This is a genomic window from Streptomyces sp. NPDC059398, from assembly GCF_042751845.1.
Lineage (GTDB): Bacteria > Actinomycetota > Actinomycetes > Streptomycetales > Streptomycetaceae > Streptomyces.
The window spans coordinates 55,426-79,490 of sequence record NZ_JBHYWP010000014.1 but is presented as its reverse complement, the minus strand read 5'-3'; the positions used below and the strand labels follow the sequence as shown (position 1 = coordinate 79,490).

19 protein-coding genes and 2 pseudogenes are annotated in these 24,065 nt (G+C 70.3%); 10 read left to right on the top strand and 11 right to left on the bottom strand.

The genetic code is table 11. The features are described from left to right. The 3 genes and pseudogenes from ACFXBC_RS07960 to galU form a co-directional block, all read right to left on the bottom strand. A pseudogene (locus ACFXBC_RS07960) lies at positions 1-210 on the bottom strand (cyclic pyranopterin monophosphate synthase MoaC); the annotation flags it as partial. A gap of 60 nt (positions 211-270) precedes the next feature. Continuing rightward, on the bottom strand, positions 271-1,575 hold the full coding sequence (gene glp / locus ACFXBC_RS07955) for a gephyrin-like molybdotransferase Glp (protein ID WP_385019905.1): 1,305 nt from the start codon (positions 1,573-1,575) through the stop codon (positions 271-273). Between the two features lie 3 nt (positions 1,576-1,578). After that, positions 1,579-2,481, bottom strand: coding sequence for a UTP--glucose-1-phosphate uridylyltransferase GalU (gene galU, locus ACFXBC_RS07950; protein WP_385019903.1), 903 nt, complete (start codon positions 2,479-2,481; stop codon positions 1,579-1,581). Between the two features lie 94 nt (positions 2,482-2,575). On the opposite strand from galU, the gene ACFXBC_RS07945 reads away from it, so the two are divergent. Then, a complete protein-coding gene (locus tag ACFXBC_RS07945; RefSeq protein ID WP_385019901.1) occupies positions 2,576-3,169 on the top strand; it encodes a 5-formyltetrahydrofolate cyclo-ligase in 594 nt (197 codons plus the stop codon). Positions 3,170-3,309: 140 nt separating this feature from the next. On the opposite strand, the gene ACFXBC_RS07940 is transcribed toward ACFXBC_RS07945, so the two are convergent. Beyond that, positions 3,310-6,066 carry a penicillin acylase family protein gene (locus ACFXBC_RS07940; protein WP_385019899.1) on the bottom strand — a complete coding sequence of 919 codons (2,757 nt, stop codon included), beginning with the start codon at positions 6,064-6,066 and terminating at the stop codon, positions 3,310-3,312. A 190-nt stretch (positions 6,067-6,256) separates the two neighbouring features. Here ACFXBC_RS07940 and ACFXBC_RS07935 point away from each other — a divergent pair, with 190 nt between their 5' ends. The 6 genes from ACFXBC_RS07935 (at position 6,257) to mscL (ending at position 12,693) form a co-directional block, all read left to right on the top strand. Next, complete coding sequence (locus ACFXBC_RS07935) at positions 6,257-7,909, top strand: potassium/proton antiporter (protein ID WP_385019958.1); 1,653 nt, start codon at positions 6,257-6,259, stop codon at positions 7,907-7,909. 307 nt (positions 7,910-8,216) lie between these two features. Continuing rightward, positions 8,217-9,662: an MFS transporter gene (locus ACFXBC_RS07930; RefSeq protein ID WP_385019897.1), complete on the top strand. Its 1,446-nt coding sequence runs from the start codon at positions 8,217-8,219 to the stop codon at positions 9,660-9,662. Positions 9,663-9,728: 66 nt separating this feature from the next. Then, on the top strand, positions 9,729-10,115 hold the full coding sequence (locus ACFXBC_RS07925; protein WP_385019895.1) for an FmdB family zinc ribbon protein: 387 nt from the start codon (positions 9,729-9,731) through the stop codon (positions 10,113-10,115). Between the two features lie 90 nt (positions 10,116-10,205). Beyond that, on the top strand, positions 10,206-11,087 hold the full coding sequence (locus ACFXBC_RS07920) for an S-methyl-5'-thioadenosine phosphorylase (RefSeq protein WP_385019893.1): 882 nt from the start codon (positions 10,206-10,208) through the stop codon (positions 11,085-11,087). Positions 11,088-11,346: 259 nt separating this feature from the next. Then, positions 11,347-12,063, top strand: a complete 717-nt coding sequence (locus ACFXBC_RS07915) for a hypothetical protein (RefSeq protein WP_385019891.1) — start codon at positions 11,347-11,349, stop codon at positions 12,061-12,063. A gap of 159 nt (positions 12,064-12,222) precedes the next feature. After that, the gene (gene mscL, locus ACFXBC_RS07910; protein ID WP_385019889.1) at positions 12,223-12,693 is read left to right on the top strand and encodes a large conductance mechanosensitive channel protein MscL; all 471 of its coding nucleotides are present in this window, start codon (positions 12,223-12,225) and stop codon (positions 12,691-12,693) included. A 13-nt stretch (positions 12,694-12,706) separates the two neighbouring features. On the opposite strand, the gene ACFXBC_RS07905 is transcribed toward mscL, so the two are convergent. From ACFXBC_RS07905 to ACFXBC_RS07880, 6 genes and pseudogenes are all read right to left on the bottom strand, one after another. Then, the gene (locus tag ACFXBC_RS07905; protein ID WP_385019955.1) at positions 12,707-12,925 is read right to left on the bottom strand and encodes a hypothetical protein; all 219 of its coding nucleotides are present in this window, start codon (positions 12,923-12,925) and stop codon (positions 12,707-12,709) included. 244 nt (positions 12,926-13,169) lie between these two features. Then, entirely contained in the window at positions 13,170-13,514 is a 345-nt protein-coding gene (locus tag ACFXBC_RS07900) for a DUF6755 family protein (protein ID WP_385019952.1), read from the bottom strand. A gap of 179 nt (positions 13,515-13,693) precedes the next feature. Continuing rightward, a complete protein-coding gene (locus tag ACFXBC_RS07895) occupies positions 13,694-14,407 on the bottom strand; it encodes a ubiquinol-cytochrome c reductase iron-sulfur subunit (RefSeq protein WP_385019887.1) in 714 nt (237 codons plus the stop codon). A gap of 254 nt (positions 14,408-14,661) precedes the next feature. Then, positions 14,662-15,258 (bottom strand): annotated as a pseudogene (locus ACFXBC_RS07890) (4Fe-4S dicluster domain-containing protein); the annotation flags it as partial. Positions 15,259-15,266: 8 nt separating this feature from the next. Then, positions 15,267-17,576 carry a molybdopterin oxidoreductase family protein gene (locus ACFXBC_RS07885; protein ID WP_385019885.1) on the bottom strand — a complete coding sequence of 770 codons (2,310 nt, stop codon included), beginning with the start codon at positions 17,574-17,576 and terminating at the stop codon, positions 15,267-15,269. After that, positions 17,573-18,709, bottom strand: a complete 1,137-nt coding sequence (locus tag ACFXBC_RS07880; RefSeq protein ID WP_385019883.1) for an MFS transporter — start codon at positions 18,707-18,709, stop codon at positions 17,573-17,575. The genes ACFXBC_RS07885 and ACFXBC_RS07880 overlap by 4 nt, the downstream gene beginning before the upstream one ends. Before the next feature lie 190 nt (positions 18,710-18,899). Here ACFXBC_RS07880 and ACFXBC_RS07875 point away from each other — a divergent pair, with 190 nt between their 5' ends. Next, positions 18,900-20,132, top strand: a complete 1,233-nt coding sequence (locus ACFXBC_RS07875) for a P1 family peptidase (RefSeq protein ID WP_385019881.1) — start codon at positions 18,900-18,902, stop codon at positions 20,130-20,132. A 157-nt stretch (positions 20,133-20,289) separates the two neighbouring features. Next, the gene (locus ACFXBC_RS07870) at positions 20,290-21,036 is read left to right on the top strand and encodes a DUF6227 family protein (protein ID WP_385019879.1); all 747 of its coding nucleotides are present in this window, start codon (positions 20,290-20,292) and stop codon (positions 21,034-21,036) included. Positions 21,037-21,111: 75 nt separating this feature from the next. Here ACFXBC_RS07870 and ACFXBC_RS07865 read toward each other — a convergent pair whose 3' ends face one another. Then, positions 21,112-22,083: a helix-turn-helix transcriptional regulator gene (locus tag ACFXBC_RS07865; RefSeq protein ID WP_385019877.1), complete on the bottom strand. Its 972-nt coding sequence runs from the start codon at positions 22,081-22,083 to the stop codon at positions 21,112-21,114. A 260-nt stretch (positions 22,084-22,343) separates the two neighbouring features. Between ACFXBC_RS07865 and ACFXBC_RS07860 the strand changes: the two genes are divergently transcribed. Further along, entirely contained in the window at positions 22,344-23,831 is a 1,488-nt protein-coding gene (locus tag ACFXBC_RS07860) for an MFS transporter (protein WP_385019950.1), read from the top strand. Positions 23,832-24,065 lie beyond the last annotated feature (234 nt).

Genomic DNA, 24,065 nt, shown 5'->3' with positions numbered 1-24,065 from the left:
CGGGCCCCCCCTGCCCCCCCCTTACCGCGCGGGGGCGCGGGCGACACCCTGGGGGCCGCCCTCGCCCCTGAGCAGTTCCACGACGCGCGGCGAGACGAGGACCCGTCCGGCGGCGCGTGCGGTGCGCGCGGTGACGTCCTTCTCCGAGACGTCGACCATGCGGGCCGCGCCCGCCTCGTCGATGTGCGTGAGCCCTTGCTGCGTACTCATGGCTGTGGTGCTCCCGGTCCGGCCTGTGTGGTCAGACACGGTACCGCCACGGCGTGCTCCTCAGCCCAGGAGGACCACGTCGAGCTCCGTGCCCGGCTCGGCCAGCTCGGTCTTCTCGGGGATCACGATCAGGCAGTCGGCGTGGGCAAGGGCCGCGATCAGATGCGAACCCGAGCCTCCGACGGTGGTGACGGTGCCCTTCTCCGCGTCGTATCTGCCGCGCAGGAACTGGCGCCGCCCGGCGGGCGAGCCGACCGGACCACGGGCCTCCAGGGTGGCGCGGACCGTCCGGCGGCTGACGTCCTTGACGCCCATCAGGGCACGGATCGCGGGGCGCACGAACAACTCGAACGAGACATAGCTGGAGACCGGGTTGCCCGGGAGCGCGAGCAGCGGGGTGTGGTCGGGGCCGATCGAGCCGAAGCCCTGCGGCTTGCCCGGCTGCATCGCCAGCTTGCGGAAGTCGATGCCGCTGCCGTGCTCGTCCTGGTCACCGACGGACGACAGGGCCTCCTTGACCACGTCGTAGGCGCCGACGCTGACACCGCCCGTGGTGACCAGCAGGTCGGCCCTGATCAGCTGGTCCTCGATGGTGGCGCGCAGCTCGTGGGCGTCGTCGGTGACCGCTCCGACGCGGTACGCGATGGCGCCCGCGTCCTGGGCCGCCGCGGCCAGGGCGAAGCTGTTGGAGTCGTAGATCTGGCCCTCGGCGAGCACCTCGCCGGGCTGCGTCAGCTCGCTGCCGGTCGACATGACGACGACGCGCGGGCGCGGGCGGACCCGCACCGAGCCCCGGCCGATCGCGGCGAGCAGCCCGATCTGCGGCGGGCCGAGCAGGGTGCCCGCTTCGAGCGCGAGTTCGCCGGAGCGGACGTCGCTGCCGCGCTCGCGGACGTGTGCGCCGGGACCGGCCGGGCGGTAGACCCGGACTTCGCCGCTCGCGCCCTCGGGTGCGCCGCTCGCGGCCCGCATGGTGGTGGCTGTCCCCCGGCCCGTACCGCCGTCGGTCCACTCCACCGGTACGACGGCCTGGGCGCCGGGCGGCAGTGGGGCACCGGTCATGATGCGGGCGGCCTGGCCGGGCCCCACCGTGGGCAGTTGGGCCATTCCGGCCGCCACATCCCCGATGACCGTGAGGACGGCGGGGTACTCCTCGCTCGCGCCCTCGACGTCGACCGTACGGATCGCGTACCCGTCCATCGAGCTGTTGTCGAAGGGCGGCAGCGAGACCTCGACCGTGACGTCCTCGACGAGGACGCAGCCCTGGGCGTCCGGCAGTTGCAGCTCGATCGGTTCGAGTGGGCGGACCGCGGCGAGGATGTCGGCCAGATGGTCGTCCACCGACCAGATCGGGGCGTTGCTCACGTGCTACATCTCCTCGGTGACATAACGGCGAAGCCAGGTCCTGAAGTCCGGGCCCAGGTCTTCACGTTCGCACGCGAGTCTGACAATGGCGCGGAGATAGTCCCCCCGGTCGCCGGTGTCATAACGGCGGCCCTTGAAGACGACACCGTGCACCGGGCCTCCGGCGTTCTCGTCGTGCGCGAGGTACTGGAGGGCGTCGGTGAGCTGGATCTCGCCGCCGCGGCCCGGCTCGGTCTTGCGCAGTATCTCGAAGACGGCGGGGTCCAGGACGTAACGGCCGATGATCGCGAGGTTGCTGGGGGCGTCGGCGGCCGCGGGCTTCTCCACCAGGTCGGTGACCCTGACCACGTCGGACTCACCGGTGGGCGCCACGGCCGCGCAGCCGTACAGATGGATCTGGGACGGCTCGACCTCCATGAGCGCGACCACACTGCCGCCCTCGCGCTCCTGGACCTCCACCATGCGGGCGAGGAGCGGGTCGCGCGGGTCGATCAGGTCGTCGCCGAGGAGGACCGCGAAGGGCTGGTCGCCGACGTGCGGCGCCGCGCACAGGACGGCGTGGCCGAGGCCCCTGGGGTCGCCCTGGCGGACATAGTGCATGGTCGCGAGATCGCTGGACTCCTGGACCCTGGCGAGCTTCTCGGCGTCGCCCTTGCGGGTGAGCGCCGACTCCAGCTCGTAGTTGCGGTCGAAGTGGTCCTCAAGCGGGCGCTTGTTGCGGCCGGTGATCATGAGTACGTCGGAGAGCCCGGCCGACACCGCCTCTTCGACGACGTACTGGATGGCGGGTTTGTCCACCACAGGCAGCATCTCTTTGGGTGTGGCCTTGGTGGCCGGCAGGAACCGGGTGCCGAGGCCCGCTGCCGGAATGACAGCCTTGCTGATCCTGGGGGACAACTGAGTCATACGTAGCACCATATCTGTTCACTTCGGAGCGGAAGATGACGCTCCGGTTAATAGATCCTCATATACGAGGTAACGAGAGGATTGCGAAGTTCCGATGGCGTCCGCAAACACCGACAAACCGTCCTTGCGGCGGCAACTCCTGTCCGTGAGGGCCCTCCTGTCCAGTGAGGACGTCGAATCGGCCGCCGCGGTTCTCGCCGAACGCGCCGTCGCGCTCCCGGAGCTCGCGCGGGCGCACACCGTGGCGGCGTATGTCTCGGTCGGCCGTGAACCGGGCACCCGCCCGCTCCTGGACGCCCTGCGCGAGCGCGGGGTCCGGGTGCTGCTGCCGGTGCTGCTGGCCGACAACGACCTCGACTGGGGCGTGTACAGGGGCGCGCAGTCGCTGGTACCCGCCGGGCGCGGGCTCCTTGAGCCGGACGGCGCGCGGCTCGGCGTACACGCGGTGCTCGAAGCGGACACCGTTTTGCTGCCCGGTCTCGCCGTCGACGGGCGCGGGATGCGGCTGGGCCGCGGCGGCGGCAGCTACGACCGGGTGCTCGCCCGGCTCGCACGGGCGGAGGCCCACCCCGCCCTGGTGGTGCTGCTGTACGGGAACGAGGTGGTCGCCCGGGTCCCGGAGGAGCCGCACGACCACCCCGTGCACACGGTGGTGACCCCGGAGGGAATCCGCCGCTTCGGCGGCTGAGCGCCGGTCCGGGCGGCCCCGCCCCTCGCCCGGACCACCAGAACCATCTGGACCACCCGGACCGCCCGGCCCCCCGGATCAGCCGAGGCCGGGCGCGCAGGCGCCCGGCGGCGGCGCGCAGTCGCCCCGGGCGCCCCGCCTCACGGCTTGAGCACCAGGGTGTCGACCGTGCTCCGGTCCACGGCGTCCTTGCTGAACGACCAGTCGAGCAGTTCGCCGTTGGCCCACTTGCCCTCCTGGTCGGTGTAGTGGGCGCTGTACGCGTGCCCCGACTCACCGGTCAGGTTGATCCACTGCGACTTGTCGAGATCCTTGAGGTTCACGACCATCCGCATCGAGGGCACCCAGACGACGCCGTACCCGCCGGCCGCGTTCCAGCCGGTCGCGTCGACCGCCGCCTCGCCGCCGCCCAGGTTGAACGGGCCGCGGTTGAGCATCCACTTGAGGACACCCGGCCCGTCGGTGCCGAGCGTCTGGTTCTTGAGCATCAGCTGGTGGAGCCGGCCCCAGTTCCAGGTGTCGACGTCCTTGCCGAGCTTGGCGGTCAGCTCCCAGCGGGCGTCCTTCATGGCGCGCCCGAGCAGTTCGTCCCGGTTGTGCGTGGCCTTGTCGAGACGGGTCTTCGGCGTCTTCCACCAGTCGCTGTCCGGCTTGTCGAGCAGCTTGCGCACGACCTCGAACCAGCGGTCGCCGCCGTCCGGCTGCGCCGAGTCGGCCGCGCGCTCACCGCACTCACGTACCAGTGTGTCCTGCTTGTCGGCGGGCCCCGAAGCGCTGTCGGCGGGCGGCACGTTGATGCACTGCCCCTCCACCCGCAGCTCCTTGGGCAGCTTCTCGCCGAAGGCCAGTTTGAGGATGTTGCGCCAGACCGCGTTGAAGTACGCGGCAGCCGCCGAGTCCGACTCCTGGGTGTAGTCCCAGCCCTCCAGTAGCTTCTGCGCCTCGCGGACGTACGGGTCCTTGACGTTCAGCTTCAGCAGCAGCGGGGTCAGCAGCTTGGCGATCTCGCTGCTGTTGTCCAGCTGCATCTTCTGCATGTCCTCGGTCGAGATCTTCCCGCCGTCCTTGGTCTTCGACTCGATGAGGTCGGTGATCCGCCGGCTGCGGGTGCCGTATCCCCAGTCCTCGGTCAGCAGGTACGGGTACTTCTTCGGGTCGATCACGGCCTGGTTGGCGGTGACGATGTAGCCGCGCTTCGGGTTGTACTCGTAGGGCAGCTTGTCGAAGGGGATCGTGCCCTTCCAGGCGTACTTGGGGTCCCAGCCCGGCGCGGGCATCGTGCCGTCGTACCCGTGGGAGCGGACCGGGATGGTGCCGGGCGCCTGGTAGCCGATGTTGCCCTTGGTGTCGGCGTAGATCAGGTTCTGCGAGGGGACCTCGAAGTTCTTGGCCGCGGCACGGAAGCCGGTCCAGTCCTTCGCCTTGTCCAGGTCGAAGACCGCGTCCATGGAGTTGCCCGGCTGGAGCGCGGTCCACTTGAGGGCCACCGCGTAGCCCGCGCCGCGGTCCGGGGCCGCCGAGGTGACGGGCGCCTTCTGGCCGACCTTCGCCAGCTCGGTGTCCCGGTCGGAGACCAGCGGTCCGTTGTTCGTCCCGCGGACAACGATCTGCCGCGACTTCCCGCCGGCGACCTTGATGGTCTCCTTGCGGGTCGTGAAGGGCTTCTCCTCGCCGTCGTAGAGATAGCCATTGTCGGTGACCTTCTCCAGATAGAGGTCGGTCACATCGGCGCCGAGGTTGGTGAAGCCCCAGGAGATGTCCTGGTTGTGGCCGATGATCACGCCGGGCATGCCGGAGAAGGTGTAGCCCGCGACGTCGTAGTGGCAACTGCTGGAGACCGTCCGGCAGTGCAGGCCCATCTGGTACCAGAGGGACGGAAGTTGCGGCGCGAGGTGCGGATCGTTGGCCAGCAGCGGCTTCCCGGTGGCCGTCAGCTTCCCGGAGACCACCCAGGAGTTGGAGCCGATACCGCTGCCGCTCGGGCCGAGCAGCGCCGGGATGTCGTCCAGGGTCTTGGAGAGCGAGGAGAGCTGCGACTGCATGCCCTGGACCGCGCCGCCCGTGGTGCTGGAACCGTTCGCGTCGCCGCCCGGGGCCGCGTCCTGGTCGAACTTGCCCGTGACGGGGTCGATGCCGCCCTGCTGCACGATCGGCTTGTTGCGGCTGTACGGGTAGGACGGGTACAGGTCGCTGATCTGCTGGGTGCTGAGCCGTGAGGTCATCAGCGAACGGTCGATCTCGTCCTGCATGTTGCCGCGCAGGTCCCAGGCCATCGCCTTGAGCCAGGCCACCGAGTCGACGGGCGTCCAGGCTTCGGGCTTGTAGTCGTTGGTGAGGTTCAGGGCCGCGTACTCGACGGAGATCTGCTTGCCGTCCTTGCCCTTCAGATACGCGTTGACCCCGGCCGAGTACGACTGGAGGTTCTTCTTCGTCTCCGACGACAGCTTGGTGTCGTACTCCTGCTGCGCGACCCGGTGCCAGCCGAGGGTGCGCAGGAAGGAGTCCGTCTTGACCTGGCCGGAGCCGAACATCTCGGAGAGCCGCCCCGACGTCATATGGCGCCGGACGTCCATCTCGTAGAAGCGGTCCTGGGCCTGGACGTAGCCCTGCGCGCGGAAGAGGTCGGCGTCGGTGTCCGCGTAGATCTGCGGGACGCCGTAGCTGTCGCGCTTGACCTCGACGTTGCCGGAGAGGCCGGGGACCTTTATCTCGCCCGTCGTCTGCGGGAGCGACGCCCGCACGGTGCTCACGCCCCAGTACGTCCCGTATCCGATGCCCGCGACGAGCGCCAGCACCACGACGATCACGAGCAGCCTGGCGCGACGCCCTTTCTTCTTACGGGTTTTCGTGCCGGACTGCGTGCCGGAAGGGGCGGCTGAGGTGGTGGCGGCGGGCATCGCTGTCCTTCGAGGGGCAGGGTGGTCTGTAGTACCGACGGAGCGCTGGAGCAACCATAGGCGCAGCGCCGGACCGCCAGGGACGCGGTATCCCCGCCGGCATCGGACAAGTAAGCGAAGCGTCAAGAAAGCGTTAAGGATTAGATAGGGTAACGAAGTACCTGCAGGCGTACGAGGGAAGGAACGGCCACTGACTGTCCACCATCTCAACGAGCTCCTGCTGATCTGCTCGCTCGTCCTGCTGATCGCCGTGGCCGCCGTACGCATCTCGTCGCGCAGCGGTCTCCCCAGCCTGCTCCTCTATCTCGGTATCGGGATGGCGATAGGCCAGGACGGGATCTTCAACGTCAAGTTCGACAACGCCGAGTTGACGCAGGTGATCGGTTACGCCGCTCTGGTCGTGATCCTCGCCGAGGGCGGCCTCGGCACCAAGTGGAAAGAGATCAAGCCGGTCCTGCCGATGGCCGTCGTACTGTCGACGGTGGGCGTCGCGGTGAGCGTGGGGATCACCGCCGCCGGGGCGCACTACCTGGTCGGTCTCGAATGGCGCCAGGCCCTGATCATCGGCGCCGTGGTCTCGTCCACCGACGCCGCCGCGGTCTTCTCGGTCCTGCGCAAGGTGCCCCTGCCCTCCCGGATCACCGGCGTGCTGGAGGCCGAGTCGGGCTTCAACGACGCCCCGGTGGTGATCCTGGTCATCGCGTTCTCGACGGCCGGCCCGGTCGAGCACTGGTACGTACTGATCGGCGAGATAGCTCTGGAACTGGCGATCGGCGCCTCGATCGGGCTCGCCGTCGGCTGGCTCGGGTCCTGGGGGCTACGCCATGTCGCGCTGCCCGCGTCCGGTCTCTACCCGATCGCCGTGATGGCCATCGCGATCTCGGCGTACGCGGCCGGTTCCCTCGCGCACGGCAGCGGGTTCCTCGCCGTCTATCTCGCGGCGATGCTGCTGGGCAACGCGAAGCTGCCGCACTGGCCGGCCACCCGCGGATTCGCCGAGGGGCTGGGCTGGATCGCCCAGATCGGCATGTTCGTGCTGCTCGGACTGTTGGTGAGCCCGCACGAGCTGGGCAGCGACTTCTGGCCGGCGGTGATCGTGGGCCTGGTCCTGACGATGGTGGCGCGGCCGGTCTCCGTACTGCTGAGCCTGGCGCCGTTCCGGCTGCCCTGGCAGGAGCAGACCCTGATGTCGTGGGCCGGGCTGCGTGGCGCGGTGCCGGTCATCCTGGCAACCATCCCGATGGTCTCCGGCATCGACGGCAGCTCCCGGGTCTTCAACATCGTCTTCGTACTCGTCGTCGTCTACACCCTGGTGCAGGGGCCGACGCTCCCCTGGCTGGCCAGGAAGCTCAGCCTCGGCGACAGCGCCGAGGCCGCGTCGGACCTGGGCATCGAATCGGCGCCGCTGGAACGGCTGCGCGGCCATCTGCTGTCGGTGGCGATCCCGGCGAAGTCCCGGATGCACGGCGTCGAGGTCGGCGAGCTGCGGCTGCCCAAGGGCGCCGCCGTGACCCTGGTCGTACGGGACGGCACGAGCTTCGTACCGCAGCCGTCGACGGTGCTGCGGCGCGGGGACGAACTCCTCGTCGTGGCAACCGATCCGGTGCGCGACGCGGCCGAGGCGCGGCTGCGGGCCGTCGGCCAGGGCGGAAAGCTCGCGGGCTGGCTCGGCAGGACGGACGGTGCGGCCGAACGGAACACGGGCGGTTCGGCTCGCCGGCTCACGGGCCGCGCAGCGCGCGGGAAGACCAATGGGCCGGCTCGCGGGAACACCGGTGGGACGACCCGCCGTCAGACGGACGGGACGGCCCACCGCAACACGGGCGGGGCACCGCGCCACTAGCGGTACCATGAACCGATCGGTTTGACCCGACCGATGTGATTGACCTGATCGAACTGATCGATCCGATTGACCTGATTGACCTGATTGACCAACTCTGCCTGATGCAGAGCTGGCGCGACCGTATGGCGGTCGAGGCACCCCCCGTCGCGGTGCGTGCGCGGTATCCGCGCAGGTGTTCCGCACGACGTAACGGCCCGGCCTACCGCAGTTCCGCGCAAAGAGGACAGCTCTCGGCAGCTCCCGTACGCATGCCCCCGCATGTCCGTACACCAAGGGGAGTGCTACCAGGCGGCAGAAAGGCCAGGCCGTGGTGTCCACGGTCTCCGAAACCCGTCCGGGGTACGGACAGCTTCTGCGCACACCGGGTGCATGGACGTTCCTGCTGCCCGGTTTCGCCGCGCGACAGCCCTTCGCGATGCTGACCATCGGCATCGTGCTGCTGGTGCAGCACACCACGGGGTCGTACGGCAGCGCCGGCGTCGTCGCCGCTGTGACAGGTGTCTCCATGGCGCTGTTCGCGCCGCAGAGCGGCAAGCTCGCCGACCGGTTCGGGCAGCGCGCCGTACTGTTCCCCGGCGTCCTCGTGCACACCGCTTCGGTGGTCGCCCTGACGGTCCTCGCGCTGGCGGGGGCCCCGCTGTGGGCGCTGTTCATCGCCGCTGTACCGACCGGTGCGTCCGTACCGCAGGTCGGCCCGATGGTCAGGGCCCGCTGGGCCGCGAAGCTGGAGGGCTCGCCCCTGATGTCGACGGCCGCGGCCTTCGAGTCGGTGACGGACGAGTTCACCTTCGTCATCGGCCCGGTGCTGACGACCGCGCTCTGCACCGGGATCCACCCGGCGGCCGGACTGATCACCGAGGCCACCCTGACCTTGCTCGGGGGCCTCGTCTTCGCGGCGCAGCGCCGTACCCAGCCTGCCGTCCGGGTACGTGAGAACGGCCACACCTCCGTACGCCATGTCTCCGCGCTCTCGGTGCCGGGCGTGCGCGTGCTCGCCTGCGCCTTCCTCGGGATCGGCGCGGTCTTCGGCGGGATGCAGGTCTCGCTGACCGCGTTCGCCGAGGAGATCGGGCAGCCCGGTGTGAACGGTGTGCTGTACGGGGTGTTCGCCGCGGGCAACATGCTCGCGGGCATCGTCTGCGGAGCCGTCGCGTGGAAGACCGGGCCGAAGTTCCGGCTGCTCGTCGCGTATACGGCGCTGGCCGTCACCGCGTCCGGGCTCTGGGCGATGCACACGGTGCCGCTCATCGCGGGGCTCGGACTGCTGGTCGGTCTCTGCATCGCGCCCGCGCTGATCAGCGGATACACCCTGGTGGACACGCTGGTGCCGACGTCGGCGCGTACCGAGGCGTTCACCTGGCTGACCGGCTCGGTGGCGCTGGGACAGGCCGCGGCGGTATCGGTGGCGGGCGAGCTGACCGACGCGTACAGCTCAAGTGCCGGGTTCCTGGTGCCGATGGGCGGGACCGTACTGGCCCTGTTGACTCTCCTGGCGCTGCGGTCGCGGCTGACACCGCGCGACGCGGGACCGGGCGCGGGGCAGGACATGGAACCGGACATGGAACCGGCCGTGGAACCGGCCGAGCAGGTCGCGGGGCCGGCTGCCGCAGGAGTCGCGGGGCCGGCTGCCGCAGGAGCGGAATACGACGCTCCGCAGAGTGCCGGCCGTGGCCTGCGGCGCGGCATCAAGCGGGCCGCTGGACGGGACGCGGGGCGTGGGATGGGTCACCGAGTGCCGGTCTCAGTGGACTGATCCAGCGGAATAGGTCACTATAGAGCGTCGTTAGCACTCACTGAGTGAGAGTGCCAGGAGGAGCAAGTGCCGACCTATCAGTACCAGTGCACCGAATGCGGCGAGGGCCTTGAGGCGGTGCAGAAGTTCACCGATGATGCCCTGACCGTATGCCCGAGCTGCGAAGGACGCCTGAAGAAGGTGTTCTCGGCGGTCGGCATTGTCTTCAAGGGCTCCGGGTTCTACCGGAACGACAGCCGGGGCTCCTCTTCGAGCAGCACGGCGGCGTCTTCCAAGCCCAGCGGTTCGTCGTCGTCCTCTTCGGACTCGTCGTCCGGCTCTTCGGGTTCGTCCGGTTCGTCGTCCTCTTCGGGCTCCGACGCGAAGTCCGGTGCCTCGAAGTCGGCCAGTTCGGCGTCGGCCTCGTCATCGTCTTCTTCGAGCAGCTCCTCCAGCGGCAGCTCGGCCGCCTGACACCGGTTCTCCGGAAACCCTGCCGTCCGTCGACGGCGGGGTTTCCGTCATGTCCGGGGCAGGTCCGGAACCCCGGATAGTGTGACGGGCATGGTGAATGTGGCGAACTCGGAAGATCCGACTGCGGGAGACACCGCGGTACCGACAGCGGACATCGGGGTCATCGGCGGCTCCGGCTTCTACTCCTTCCTGGAGGACGTGACCGAGGTCGCGGTGGACACCCCGTACGGGAAGCCGAGCGACTCCCTCTTCATCGGTGAGGTCGCCGGGCGCCGGGTGGCGTTCCTCCCCCGGCACGGGCGCGGCCACCATCTGCCCCCGCATCTCATCAACTACCGGGCGAACCTCTGGGCGTTGCGCTCGGTGGGCGTACGGCAGGTGCTCGGCCCGTGTGCGGTGGGCGGGCTGCGGCCCGAGTACGGACCGGGGACGCTGCTCGTACCGGACCAGATGGTGGACCGTACGAAGGGGCGCGCGCAGACGTACTACGACGGTCAGCCGCTGCCGGACGGCAGTGTTCCGAACGTGGTGCATGTATCGCTGGCCGACCCGTACTGCAGCGAGGGGCGCAGGGCGGCGCTCGCCGCGGCGCGCGGGCAGGAGTGGGAGCCGGTGGACGGCGGGACGCTGGTCGTCATCGAGGGACCGCGGTTCTCCACCAGGGCCGAATCGCGCTGGCATGCGGCGATGGGCTGGTCCGTGGTGGGCATGACCGGGCACCCCGAGGCGGCGCTCGCCCGCGAACTGGGCCTCTGCTACACGTCGATGACACTGGTCACGGACCTGGACGCGGGGGCCGAGGCGGGCGAGGGCGTCTCCCATGACGAGGTGCTGGCGGTCTTCGCGGCCAATGTGGGCCGACTGCGCACGGTGCTCTTCGACGCGGTGTCGGCGCTGCCCGCGGAACAGTCGAAGGCGTGCCACTGTGCGCGGGCGCTGGACGGGGTGGATACGGGGCTTGTGCTGCCTTGAGGGGGCGGGGGCGCTCCGGTACGGGGGCGCTCCGGGGCGGGGGGCCGATCTCCGGTAGAGGGGGGCACTGCGGTAGAGGGGCACTGCGGGTGAGGGCACTGCGGTAGAGGTGCACTGCGGTAGAGGGGCACTGCGGGTGAGTGGGTTGTCCACAACCCACGAGTAGTCCACAGCTCTCAGCAGGATGCCGTGGAAGGCCGGATCGTGGGAGGCGCTCGCCCCAGACTCCTCTCACCAGGCGGTGGTTGTCATGATCCCCATGCCCGTACCGGTTGTGTCCGCGCCCGAGCCGCGCGGAGTCCCGCCGTTCGACCCGCTCAGGGTGCGCCCGGGGCGTTACCGGATGCGGCGGGCGCTGGGCCGGTGGCGCCGGACAGCAGTGGCAGGACTGGTCGTCGCGGCTGCGGCCCTGGCGGCCTGGGCACCACACGGCGCCGGAGGTGCGGAGCCCCGGGCCGGCGCTCGGGCCGGTGTGCGGGCGGAGCCCGGGTCCGGCGCCGCATCGGGCGGGCCGGCGGCGGTGCGGGCCCGCGGACCGGGCGCCGCCGCCGGCCCGGACGGTGCCGGTGCCGGTGCCGGTGCCGGTGCCCCGGACAGTGCTGCGGTCTCGGGCGGTACAGCCTCGGGCGGTGCCGCCGTGGTGTCCGCGCCGGTACGGATCGCCGACGCCGCGACCGTACGGCTGCTGGCCCCGGGCGACCATGTCGACGTCATCGCGGTCGGGGGCTCCTCCAAGGCCGACGGCGCTTCGGCGGAGGACGCCTCAGCGGGGTCCGGCCTGACGGGACCCGGTCGAGGAGGTACAGCCCGTGCGGCTCGGGTGGTCGCGGAGCGGGCCCGGGTGGCCGACGTGCCGGACGCGGGCGATACCTCCCCGGGCTCCGGCGCCCTGGTCGTTCTCGCCGTGCCCCGCTCGACGGCCACCGCACTGGCAGCTGCCGGGGCCACATCCGGACTGGCGGTGACCCTGTGCTGAGTCCTGTTCCGATTCCCGTATCGAATCCGATGCCGAATAGTACTGATGAGCAGTCATATTCCCTGTGGGAGTGGGGCAATTGGACAGCTTCGTGGCATGGAGCCTTAGGTGGCGGAACGGACTGTTCCACTACCGGCGCACACGAAGAGGGACCGATTGATGAGCAGAGAGAACCCCACCGTCCTGGAGGGCTTCAAGGCCTTCCTGATGCGGGGGAACGTCATCGACCTCGCTGTCGCCGTCGTGATCGGCGCCGCCTTCACGGCCGTGGTGAATTCCGTGGTGAAGGGCGTGATCAGCCCGCTGGTCGGCGCATTCGGGACCTCGCAGCTGGACTCGTACAAGTCCTGCTTCAAGGCCCCCTGCACCGTCGACGCCTCGGGCGACGTGACCAGCGGTATCTACATCCTGTGGGGGTCGGTGCTCAACGCGGTCCTGACCTTCGTCATCACAGCCGCCGTCGTCTACTTCCTGATGGTGCTGCCGATGGCCAAGTACCTCGCCCGCAAGGCCGCCAAGGAACAGTCGCTGGAGGAGGAGACCGTCGAGGCGGAGGTCGCCGAGGTGGCGCTGCTGAGGGAGATCAGGGACACCCTGGTCGCCCAGCGCGGATCCGGTCACGGCTCCTGAGACCGGGGGCCGGTCAGATGTGGTGCGGTGGCTTCTCGTCGAGGAAGCGGGCCAGATCCGACGCGCTGCTCCCCGAGGGGCGCTCACCCCAGCCGTGGTCCGTATCGTCCGGGGACTGCTGGTCGAGCGGATCGTCGAAGACCAGCTTGGCGGCCGGCCTGGGTGTGGATGTGGGCGTGGGCTTGGGCTTGGACGTCGCCCCGGACCTCGGCTCGGGCACCGGCTCGGGCATGGGCTCCGGCCCGGAGTCCGCGTGCGTCACGCCGGAGGCGGTCGCGGAATCGCGGTCCTCGTCGTCGCGGGGGCCAGGGCCGGAAGGGGACGCAGTGCTCATACCGCAAGGGTACGGCGCTCCCGTGACCGTACGGCTCCGCCCGCCCCAGCAGGTGATGACCGTGCGTACGTCCCGTCGGCACCGCCCGCCCCAGCCCGCAGTCACGGCGCATACGCCCCCTTGGTGTCGCCCGCCGCGCCGTTCACCGGTCCTTCGGGTCGAGACGCCAGAGCCCCAGTACCACCAGAAAGGACAGACAGAGGAAACCGGCGGCCCACCAGGCGGTGCCCGTGTTCCCCTCCATCCACTCGTTCACGGCGATCGTCAGCGCCCAGAGCTGGCCGATCACGACTGTCATCGCGAGGACGAGCCGGGCGGTCAGCCTGGAGGAGCGTTCCGGCTCCTGTTCGCTCCCCGCGCCCGGTCCGGGGCCGGTGTGCCGGACCCGCGGGTCCCCGTACCCGCTGGTGGCGCGGATCTGCGGATACCGCTCGGTGAGCGGCCGGTTGAGCCGGGGCTGGACGCTGCCCGGCCGGTACTCGGGCAGGGTCGGCTCGCGCCGGGGAGCCTCGGGCCGGGACGGCTCGGGTCGGCGTGGCTCAGGCTGCACCGGTTCAGGCCGGGAGGCATCAGGCCAGGACGCTTCAGGCTGCACTGGTTCAGGCTGCACTGGTTCAGGCCGGGGAGTACCGGGCCGGGACCCCCCGGGCCGGGGTGGCTGGTCGCTCATGTCTGCTCCCCTCGATCGTGTGTCGTCCTGGGCACGCCGGGGCAGCCGATCCGCGCGGTCGACTCCGGGTCCGAATCCTTGAACTGCCGGCACACCGCATCCTTGACGCTCTCGCCGGAACGGGCCGTGGCGAGGGCCCAGACGCTGCCGTCGTCCCGCTCCACGAGAAGCACCCGGGGCAGCCCCCGAGGGGGCGGGCCTGCGGTGACCTCGCCGGTCCTGGCGTCGAAGACACCCTCGTGACACGGGCAGTAGAGCTCGCCGTCGGCGCCACGGTCCTTGCGCCACAGCACGGCGCAGGCGAGGTGGGTGCAGACGGCGGAGTATCCGGCGAGGCTGCCGTCGGCGAGGCGTACGGCCACGGCCCGGTCCTCGTCGCCGGGGAAGCGGAAGGCGACGGACTCCCCTGGCCGCAGGCGGTCGGTGACCTTCTTGGGGGTGGGCGCGGTCTCACTGTCGCCGTGCCGTTCCAGCACTCCCCCGGCGACACCGAGGCCACCGACGGCGAGACCCCCGGAGACCGTGGTCACGATCCGGAGATAGTCGCGACGCGTGGTGAGCGAGTCGGCCCTGACCCGGTCGTGCAGGGCCTCCCGTGCCCCGCCGTTCCCCATCGGGTCGTCGCCCGACGACGGCTGCCCCGGGGGTGGCCCCCCTGGAGGCTGCTGTCCAGGCGGCTGCTGCCCTGGAGGCTGCTGGGTAACGCTCATCGCCCGCCGCCCCCGCCCGTGCCCGTGTCCATGCCCGTGTCCATGTCCCCCGCGTCTCCGGAACAACCGGGGCCGCCAGAGTCACCGGAGCCGCCCGCCCCCTCACTGGCATCACCCGCACCACCGAAACCACCACTCGCGGCGTCGTCCGCACCACCCGCGGGGCTGACAGGCCCCAGGGAGTCGACGGGGCCGGCAGGGCTGGACCCGGCGGTTCCGCGGGCGCCACCCGCGCCGCCGACACCCGGGGCTTCTCGCACATCGACTCCATTGACCTCGACGACCGGAAACCCGCCGGGCACCGGCCACTGGACCTTCTCTGCCGGGACCACCATCGCGACCCCGGTCTTCACCACGACATCGCCGAACGCGAAGGAGTCGGCGACCTGCACGCCGGGGCGCTCCGCCTGGAGCTCCTCCTGCGTTCCGTAGAACAGCGCCCCGGTCGGGCAGACCGTCGCGCACATGGGGGCGAGACCGTACGCGGTGCGGTCGTAACAGAGGTTGCACTTCAGCTGGAGCTTCGCCTGGAGGTCGATCTTCGGTACGCCGAAGGGGCAGGCGTTGACGCAGTTGGAACAGCCGATGCAGCGGGTGGTGTCGGCCTGCTGCACCACCCCGTCGGCGGTCACCAGGATCGCGTCGGCGGGACAGACCTCGGCGCAGGGCGCGACCGGGTCCTCGCAGTGCATACAGACCGTGGGAAGGGAGGCGACGGACTGGCCGGGGTCGGTGTAGTCGAGGTGGATCATCGACTTGCCCCGGTGCGAATCGCATTCACGGCACGCGGAGACACAGGCCTGGCAGCCGATGCAGCGCCCCGGATCGATGAAGATCGTTCTGCCCATCATGGCGGGACTCAGCTCCTCTCCGCCGTGCCACGCCCCTGCGGGGCCGAGGGCGGCAGGGGGTCGGTGCGGGAGATCTGCGTCTCGGGGTAGGCCGTGCCTCCGGGCGCGACGGGCGGTGCGGGGACTTCGCCGACCCGCTCGGCGGCCTCGATACGGCAGGCGCAGACCTTGTACTCGGGAATCTTGGAACGGGGGTCGAGAGCATCGATGGTGAGGGCGTTGGCGCCGGTGGGAACCGGCCAGTGGTACGGAACGAAGACCGTGTCGGGTCTGATGGCCTCGGTGACCAGGGCGGGAAAGACCTGGCTGCCGCGCCGGGTGACGACCCGCACCGGATCGCCGGAGGTGAAGCCGTGAGAGGGGTGCACCTCCACCCAGGGGCGCGGGGTCTGCTCGACCAGCGCGCCGAGCCTGCGGGTCTGGTTACCGGAGAGGAAGTGCGCGACCGTGCGGCCCGTGGTGAGCGACATGGGGTGCTCGTCGTCGTACGGGTCCATCGGCGGGTGCCATTCGACGACCTGCAGATGGATCTTGCCGTCGGGGTGGTACGTCGTGCCGTCCTCGAAGAGCCGGGGGGTACCGGGGTGATCGGTGGACGGGCAGGGCCAGGCGATGCCGCCGGTCTCCTCAAGCCGTTCGTAGGTGATGCCGTAGTAGTCGTTGACCGTTCCGGCCGAGGCGACGCGCAGCTCGTCGAAGACCTCGCGAGATCCCGTGTAGGCGAATTTGTCGCCCACTCCGAGGCGCTGGGCGAGCTGCGAGATCACCCAGGTGTCGGTCCGTACCCCGGGGGGTGGGTCCTGTGCCTTGTTGTGCTTGACGACGCGGGCCTCGGCGTTGGCCATCACGCCCTCGTCCTCGGCCCAGGTGGTGACGGGGAAGACGACATGCGCGTTGGCGGCGGTCTCGGAGAGGAAGAAGTCGAACTGGGCGTGGAACTCGGCGGTGTCGTAACCCTCCTTGACCACACGGTAGTTGGGGAGGGAGACGAAGGGGTTGTTGCAGATGCCGATGAGGCCGCGGATCTCCTGGCGCTGCATCTGGTAGACCATTTCCATCATCGAGGTTCCCGCGAGCGGGAGTTCGGACTCCTCGATGCCCCAGATCTCGCAGATCTGCCTGCGGTGCTCCGGGTTCGTGATCGAGCGGCCACCGGGGAGGAGGTCGGACTTCTGGCCGTGTTCACGGCCGCCCTGGCCGTTGCCCTGTCCGGTGAGGGTGCCGTAGCCGGCGCCGGGGCGGCCGATATGGCCGGTGGCCGTGCAGAGATTGATGACGGAGAGGCAGTTCTCGACGCCCTGGGAGTGGTGCTCGATGCCACGGGCGTGCCAGGCCATCGCCCGCCGGGCGCCCGCGAAGGTCCGGGCGACCTGGACGATCTGCGCGGCGGGGATCCCGCAGATCCCGGCGGCTCGTTCCGGGGTGTACTCGGCGGCCTTGGCGCGGACTTCCTCCCAGCCGGTGGCGTGTGCCTCGACGAATGCCCGGTCGTCGAGGCCCTCGCGGATGACCACGTTCAGTACGGCGTTGAAGAAGGCCGAGTCCGTGCCCGGCTTGAGCGCGACATGGATGTCGGCGGTGCGGGCGATGGCCGTCTCGCGTGGGTCGATGACGATGAGCGAGGCGCCCCGGTCCCTCGCACCCCACACGTACTGCGTCATCACGGGGAAGCACTCCCCGACGTTCGACCCGGCGATGAGCAGGCAGTCGGTGAGGAGGATGTCGGAGAAGGGGTTGCCCGCACGGTCGATGCCGAAGGCGAGTTTGTTGGCTCCGGCGGCGCTGACCATGCAGAGTCTGCCGTTGTAGTCGACATGGCGGGTCTTGAGCGCGACCCGGGCGAACTTGCCGACCAGATAGGTCTTCTCGGAGAAGAGGCTGGCCCCGCCGAGCAGCCCGAAGGCGTCCTTGCCGTACTGCCCCTGGATACGGCGGATCTCGGCGATGGTGAAGTCGAGCGCCTCCTCCCAGGAGCTCTCCCTGAAGGGCTCGTCGCGCGAGCGGCGCATCAGCGGCGCGGTGAGCCGGTCGGGGTGGTTGACCTGCTGATAGGCGTTGATGCCCTTGGGGCAGAGCCGCATCCGGTTGATGTCGTGGTTGCGGGGCTCGACGCCGAAGACCTTGCCGCCCTTTCCGTTCTTGTCGCCCTTGCTGACCCGGAGGTACATCCCGCACTGCACCCCGCAGAAGCAGCAGTGGGTGGGGACAAGCGTCTCGCCGTGCTGGTCGGCGTGCCACTGGTCGGCGGGGATTCCGCCCGCGTCACGGAAGTTGCGGGTGCCGGGTGGGGCGATGGCCGGGTCGAGCGAGGAGGTCACTTGAAGCCCTTCTTCACTTGGCTGAGGTAGGCGTTGCCGCGCAGCACCCGCTTGCAGCGGGGGCAGTACTCGGCCCAGGCGTCGAAGTTCAGCTCCAGGTCGCGCATGGTGGCGCGCAGGTTGTCGACGTACGGGGCGGTGTCGATCGGCGCGTGGCAGCGGCGGCAGGCGAACACCTGGTCGTCCTGGCGGGCGGTGTACTTGAACAGCTGCATCCCGACGGCGGCCGGCCGCTGCACGATGTGGAAGAACTTGCCGAACGGGATGTAGATGAGCGTGAAGATCACCACGACCATGTGCAGCACGGCGAGGAACTCATAGCCGCCGCCGTGCAGGAAGACCGAGGAGAAGGTGAGGAGGAGGCCCGTCACGGAGATGACGATCAGCGCGAGCAGCGGCACCAGGTCGTAGGCGAAGCGCTGCCCCGTCATGGCGCCCCGGTCCTTCATCCGCCGCCACAGGAAGTACGCGGCCCCGGGGATGACCAGGACGGCCGCGATGTCGAGGCCGTGGAACATCAGCCGGCCCAGGAGGTTCAGCGAGTCGAACCCGAGGATCTTGAACCCCCAGATCCGCATCTCGTACCCGGGGCCCGATCCGCTGCCCGATGTAAAGGTGAACCAGCCCCAGGTGAGCGGGAACGTGATCAGCGCGGCGAGGATGCAGCCCCAGAAGATCAGCTGGTGGGCGGCCCAGCGGGCGTGCGACCTGGCGCCCAGGAACTTCTGGAAGCCGAGGTAGGTGGCGATCATCTTCGGCAGGGCCGTGGGCGCTCTGCGGAAGTTGGCGCGCGAGAAGAAGCTGCTCCAGCCCTTGTTGAAGAGTCTGCGGGCGCCGGGCGCGGAGACCCAGACGGTGTACCGGTAGGCGACGCCGAAGGCGAGGAAGACACTGGCGACGGCGTACGGCAGCAGGGCCGAGTCGAAGTCGCGCAGAAAGCGGCTGCCCAGCACGATGGCCACGATCAGCAGGAGTGAGACCGCCGTGCCCGCGGCCGTCCCCCTTGCGGAGACCGGGCTTACGGATACCGGGCGCAGCGGAAACCGTTGTGCGGGGGCCGGTTGCGCGGGGGCCGGGCGGCCGGATGGGGGGTACGGCGGGGGCGCGGAAGGGGCGGAAGGCGGCTCGGTCACTGCGCCACCGTAGTCGGCAATATCCCTTTTATGCGTTTTCTGCGTGTCGGCCGGGTGAGGCTTCATTCAGATGCCGAACCAGCCGCCGCACGGGGAATTCGACGGAGAAAGACAGGAACACGGGTGCAAGAACAGGCCCGGGGAGGGCCGGAGGCGCCGGATCACAGGGAGGAGTGGTCCCATGGAGTCCATGACCGCAGCAGACACCCCGTCAGAGCGCCCTGTGGAAGCGGCGCGTGGGTCCGGTTCGGACACCCCGGCCCCGCCCGGCACATCCCCCCGGCCGCCCACCGGCACGGGCTCACCCACCGGCGCTGGTTCAACGACCGGCACGGACCCGGGCACCCCCGCGAACTCAGCGGCCGGGAACGGCTCTTCGCGAGAGCGGCTGGACTCGCTCGCCGATGTGGCCGGGCTCCGGGTCGGTCATGCGCGGGTGCCCGGTGCGCGAGCGCTGAGCGGGACCACGGTCGTCCTGACTCCGCTCGGCGGTGCGGTCGCCGCCGTGGATGTGCGCGGCGGCGGGCCGGGCACCCGGGAGACGGACGCCCTCGATCCGCGCAATCTGGTGCAGCGCGTGGACGCGATCGTCCTGACCGGGGGCAGTGCGTACGGGCTGGACTCCGCGTCCGGTGTGATGGCCTGGCTGGAGGAGCAGGGCCGCGGCTTCCAGGTCGGCCCCGATCCCACTCAGGTCGTGCCGGTCGTCCCGGCCGCCTGCGTCTTCGATCTCGGGCGCGGCGGCGACTGGCGGGCCAGGCCGGACGCGTCGACCGGGCGTGCGGCGGTGGAAGCCGCGGCGGCCGCACCGCCGGGCGCACCGGTCGAACAGGGCAGCGTCGGAGCCGGTACGGGGGCGGTGGCGGGCGGGCTCAAGGGCGGCGTCGGCTCGGCGAGCGTCACCCTGGCGTCCGGTGTCACCGTGGGGGCCATCGCCGTGGTCAACTCGGTGGGCGCACCGGTCGATCCGCTGACGGGCGTGCTCTACGGCGAGTACGGCCAGGGCCGGCCCGTATATCCGGCGGCCGACGTCCACGAGGAGGCACAGCGGCAGTTGGCTCTGGCGCGCGAGCACAATTCACGCCCCCCGCTGAACACCACCATCGCCGTCGTGGCCACCGATGCCGAACTGACCCGCGCCCAGGCGCAGAAGCTGGCCGGTACCGCGCACGACGGTCTCGCGCGCGCCGTGCGGCCGGTCCATCTGCTGCACGACGGCGACACCGTCTTCGCCCTTGCCACCGGCACGCGGCACCGCCCTGACCTGAGCGTCCTCAACGAGGTACTGGCGGCGGGGGCCGACGTACTGACCCGCGCCGTGGTCCGGGGGATCCGGGCGGCGGAGTCTGTGGACGGGCCCGGTGGCCGGTTCCCGGCCCATCGCGATCTGTACGGGGCGGGGGCGAAAACCATCCCTGACTGACGCATCATCTAATGACTTGCCGGACAAGTGAGTTGATGGGGCGCCCGGGAACTTTGCGCACGCCCCCTTCGTTTTGCCGAACGAAGGCCACGTTGTCAGACCCAGGGACTACGTTGAGTCCCGACCTCATGACTTGCCGCGACGGCCTGGAGAGACCTTGAGCCATTCGCATGAGACGACCGGGGAGCACCTGTCGCGACTCCTCGGCCGCGCACTGAACGCTTTCGAGCTGCCCGACGCCACCGTCGAGCGGCTCGGCTCCGCGCTGGCGCACAGCACAGCGCTGCACTCCTCGCACCACAGCTCGGGCGCCGGGCTGCACCGCGAGACGTACCGGCACACATTCCTGCTCGCGGACGGCACCGATCTGACGCTGTGGGAGCTGGTGTACGAGACGGGACCCGGCACCGGACCGCAGTACGAGCTGTATCCGGGCGAGGCGGAGGCCCGGCTCGCCGTGACCCGGATCCGCGGGGCGGACGCCGCCGCGATGTTCCCGGACGACGATCCGGAGGACGACCTCGGGATCCTCACGGCGCTCCAGTCGGCGCCCCCGCCGGCCGCGGCCAGGACGTATGTGGCGGACCGGTCGGCCGACCACGCCCGCCGGGTACTGCGCCGCGCGGAGAATCCGGACTGCCCGGGTGAGGACGTCGCCCGGCTGCTGCGTTCCGCGTTCGCCCATCAGATCAGCCAGGCGCTCGGCAGCCAGTGCCGCTTCGAGAGCGTGGGCCCCGCGGCCTTCACCCTCTACGAGCATGCCTTTCTGCTGCTGGACGGCCGGGAGTTCAGCCTCTGGGAGGTCGAGCACACGGCCACCCCTGACGGACGCCATATGTGCGAGGTGTACGCATCACAGAGCGAGGCCCGCACGGCGATGGAGCTCCGCGCTCGCGTCCGCTGAGCACCGTCCCGATCCGGGACCGGACCTCAGGTCTCTGGCGCGTTCCGCTCTCTGGCCGTTCAGCTCTCTGGCCGTTCAGCTCTGAGGCCGTTCCGCCGCGCGGAGCAGTCGGGCGCCCAGTTGTGCCAGGTAGCCGGCCAGTTCGGGCGGGTGGTGCACGGTGAACTCCGCGTCCACCACCGCGAGCCGCAGCCCCAGCCACTCCAGCGACTCCGCCACCGGAGCCCGGAGCCGGCAACGCCGCTCGCCCAGCGCCTCGGGCGTGCCCATCCAGTGCGGCAGCTGTGCCGCCACGGAATCCGCCGGGGCCGCGAAGGTGATGTCGAGATCCACCGAGGGCTGGCGCCGCGACAGGGACCGGCTCACGAACTCCGCGGCGTCCGCCGCCGGCAGCTCACGCGGGACGAACCGCGCCCCGGTCGCGAACGGCCGGCTCACCCGGTCGACCCGGAACGTACGCCAGTCCTCGCGGTCGATGTCGTACGCCACGAGGTACCAGCGGCGCCCGGTGGAGACCAGCCGGTACGGCTCGACCAGCCGCTCCGTCTCCGTACCGTCCCCGGCGCGGTAGCCGAAGCGCAGCCGCTCGGGCCCGGTGGCGGCCCCCGCGATCACGGTCAGCGTGGCCGGGTCGACCGTCGCACCGTCACCGCTGGTCAGCGGGGTCGTCGCTGCCTGGAGTGTGGCGACGCGATGGCGCAGCCTGGACGGCAGCACCTGTTCCAGCTTGGCCAGGGCCCGTACGGATGCCTCCTCGATGCCCTCGACCGCGTGGCCGGCCCCGGCGCGCAGCCCGACCGCGATGGCCACCGCCTCCTCGTCGTCGAGGACCAGCGGGGGCATGGCTTTGCCCGCCACCAGCCGGTAACCGCCCTCGGCGCCCATCGTGGCCTGGACCGGATAGCCGAGGTCGCGCAGCCGGTCGATGTCGCGCCGGATCGTGCGCCTGCTGACGTCGAGACGCTCGGCCAGTTCACCGCCGGGCCATTCGCGCGGAGTCTGGAGCAGCGAGAGAAGGTGCAGCAGCCGTACCGGTGTGTCCGTCATGGTAGCCAGAATGCCCTCGGAGTAGGACAGACATTGACCTAGATTCCGGCTAGCTTCCCCGCATGACCTCAACACCCCAGCCCACTCCGCCCGATGCCCAGGACGTGCCGCCACCCGCACGGAGTGAGCGGAAGGCACCGGCCGCGCAGGCCGTGCAAGCCGCGCAGGCCGTGCAAGCCACGCAGGCCGTGCAAGCCGTGCAGACCACCCAGGCCGTGCTCAGGGCGGACCGCCGCAGGTGGTTCGCCCTGGCCATCGTGATGACCGCGGCCTTCATGGACCTGGTCGACGTCACGATCGTCAACATCGCGATCCCGTCCATCCAGAAGGACACCGGCGCATCGTTCAGCCAGATCCAGTGGATCACCGCGGGTTACGCGCTCGCCTTCGCCGCCGGGCTGATCACGGGCGGCCGGCTGGGCGACATCCACGGCCGCAAGAGACTGTTCCTGATCGGGATAGGCGGCTTCACACTCGCCTCCGCGCTGTGCGGATTCGCGGCCGGCCCCGAGATGCTCGTCGCCTCGCGCATTCTGCAGGGCGCGATGGCGGCGCTGATGGTCCCGCAGGTGCTCTCGATCGTGCACGCCACCTTCCCCGCGGAGGAACGCGGCAAGGTCTTCGGGCTGTTCGGCGCGATCGTCGGCCTGGGCGCGGTATCCGGCCCGCTGCTCGGCGCCCTGCTGACCGAGTGGAACATCGCAGGTCTCGAATGGCGCCCGATCTTCCTGATCAACCTGCCGGTCGGAGTGGCCGGGCTGCTCCTCGGGCGCGGGTTCATCACCGAGTCCAGAGCACCGAAGGCGCTCCGGCTGGACATCGTCGGGGTCCTGCTCGTCGTGGTGGGTCTGCTGATGATGCTCTATCCGCTGACGCGCGGCCGTGAGCTCGGCTGGCCGGTCTGGGGTTACGTCTCGATGGCGGGCAGCCTCGTCGTGTTCGGCGCACTCGTCGCGTACGAGCGGGTGAAGGCGCGAAAGGACGGTTCGCCGCTGGTCGAGCTGGAGTTGTTCAGGGTGAAGAGCTTCGCGGCCGGTATCGCGGTCCAGGCCACGTTCGGTGTGGCGCTGGGCATCTTCTTCCTGGTCTGGACGCTGTACATGCAGATCGGCCTCGGCTGGAGCGCTCTGCGGGCCGGGACGACGGGGATCCCGTTCTCGGTCGCGGTCTCGGCCGCGGCCGGTGTCTCCGTACAGAAGCTGGTGCCGCGCTTCGGCCGCAAGGTACTCCAGGCGGGCGCGCTGCTGATGGCGGCCGGGCTGCTGCTCTACATCGGGGAGGCGGACCGGTACGGCACAGCGATCGCGTCCTGGCAGATGGCGCTGCCGCTGGTGGTCATGGGGATCGGCATGGGGCTGATCGTCGCGCCGCTGACGGACGCGGTGCTGGCGGACGTACCGAAGGAGCACGCCGGGTCGGCGTCCGGGTTGATCAACACCGTGCAGCAGATGGGCAATGCGCTGGGGCTCGGCCTGGTGTCCGTGGTGTTCTTCGGTTCGATCAGCGACCGGCTCGCACCGAGTGCGACCGGTCCGGCGTTCGTCCACGCGTTCATGGACTCGCTGTGGTGGGTCGCCGGGGTGCTGGGGGTGATCTTCCTACTGATGTTCGCCCTGCCGAAGCGGGCGGCCGTCAGCGGCGGGGCGGACGGGTCAGCCGAAGGCGGCTCACCCAGTGGCGGCGGTGAGGACACGGACGCGGGCACCGGTGGGAACGGAACGCCCAGAGAACCGGCGCTCACCGTCTGAGCGGAGTTCACAGGCTGAGCAGAGTTCACCATCCGGGCGGGAACTCACCCGTCCGGGCGGGAACTTACCGTCCGGGCGGAGCTCACTGCCTGCGCAGCATCCACCGCCCGCGCGAACAATCGCCGGGGGGGGCCCGCCTAGGGGCGCGGCCGCCGGGGGGGGGGGGGGGGGGCCGGGGGGGTTTAAAAAAATAACACCCCCCCCCACAGGGCGACAACGCCGGTGTGGGGGTGG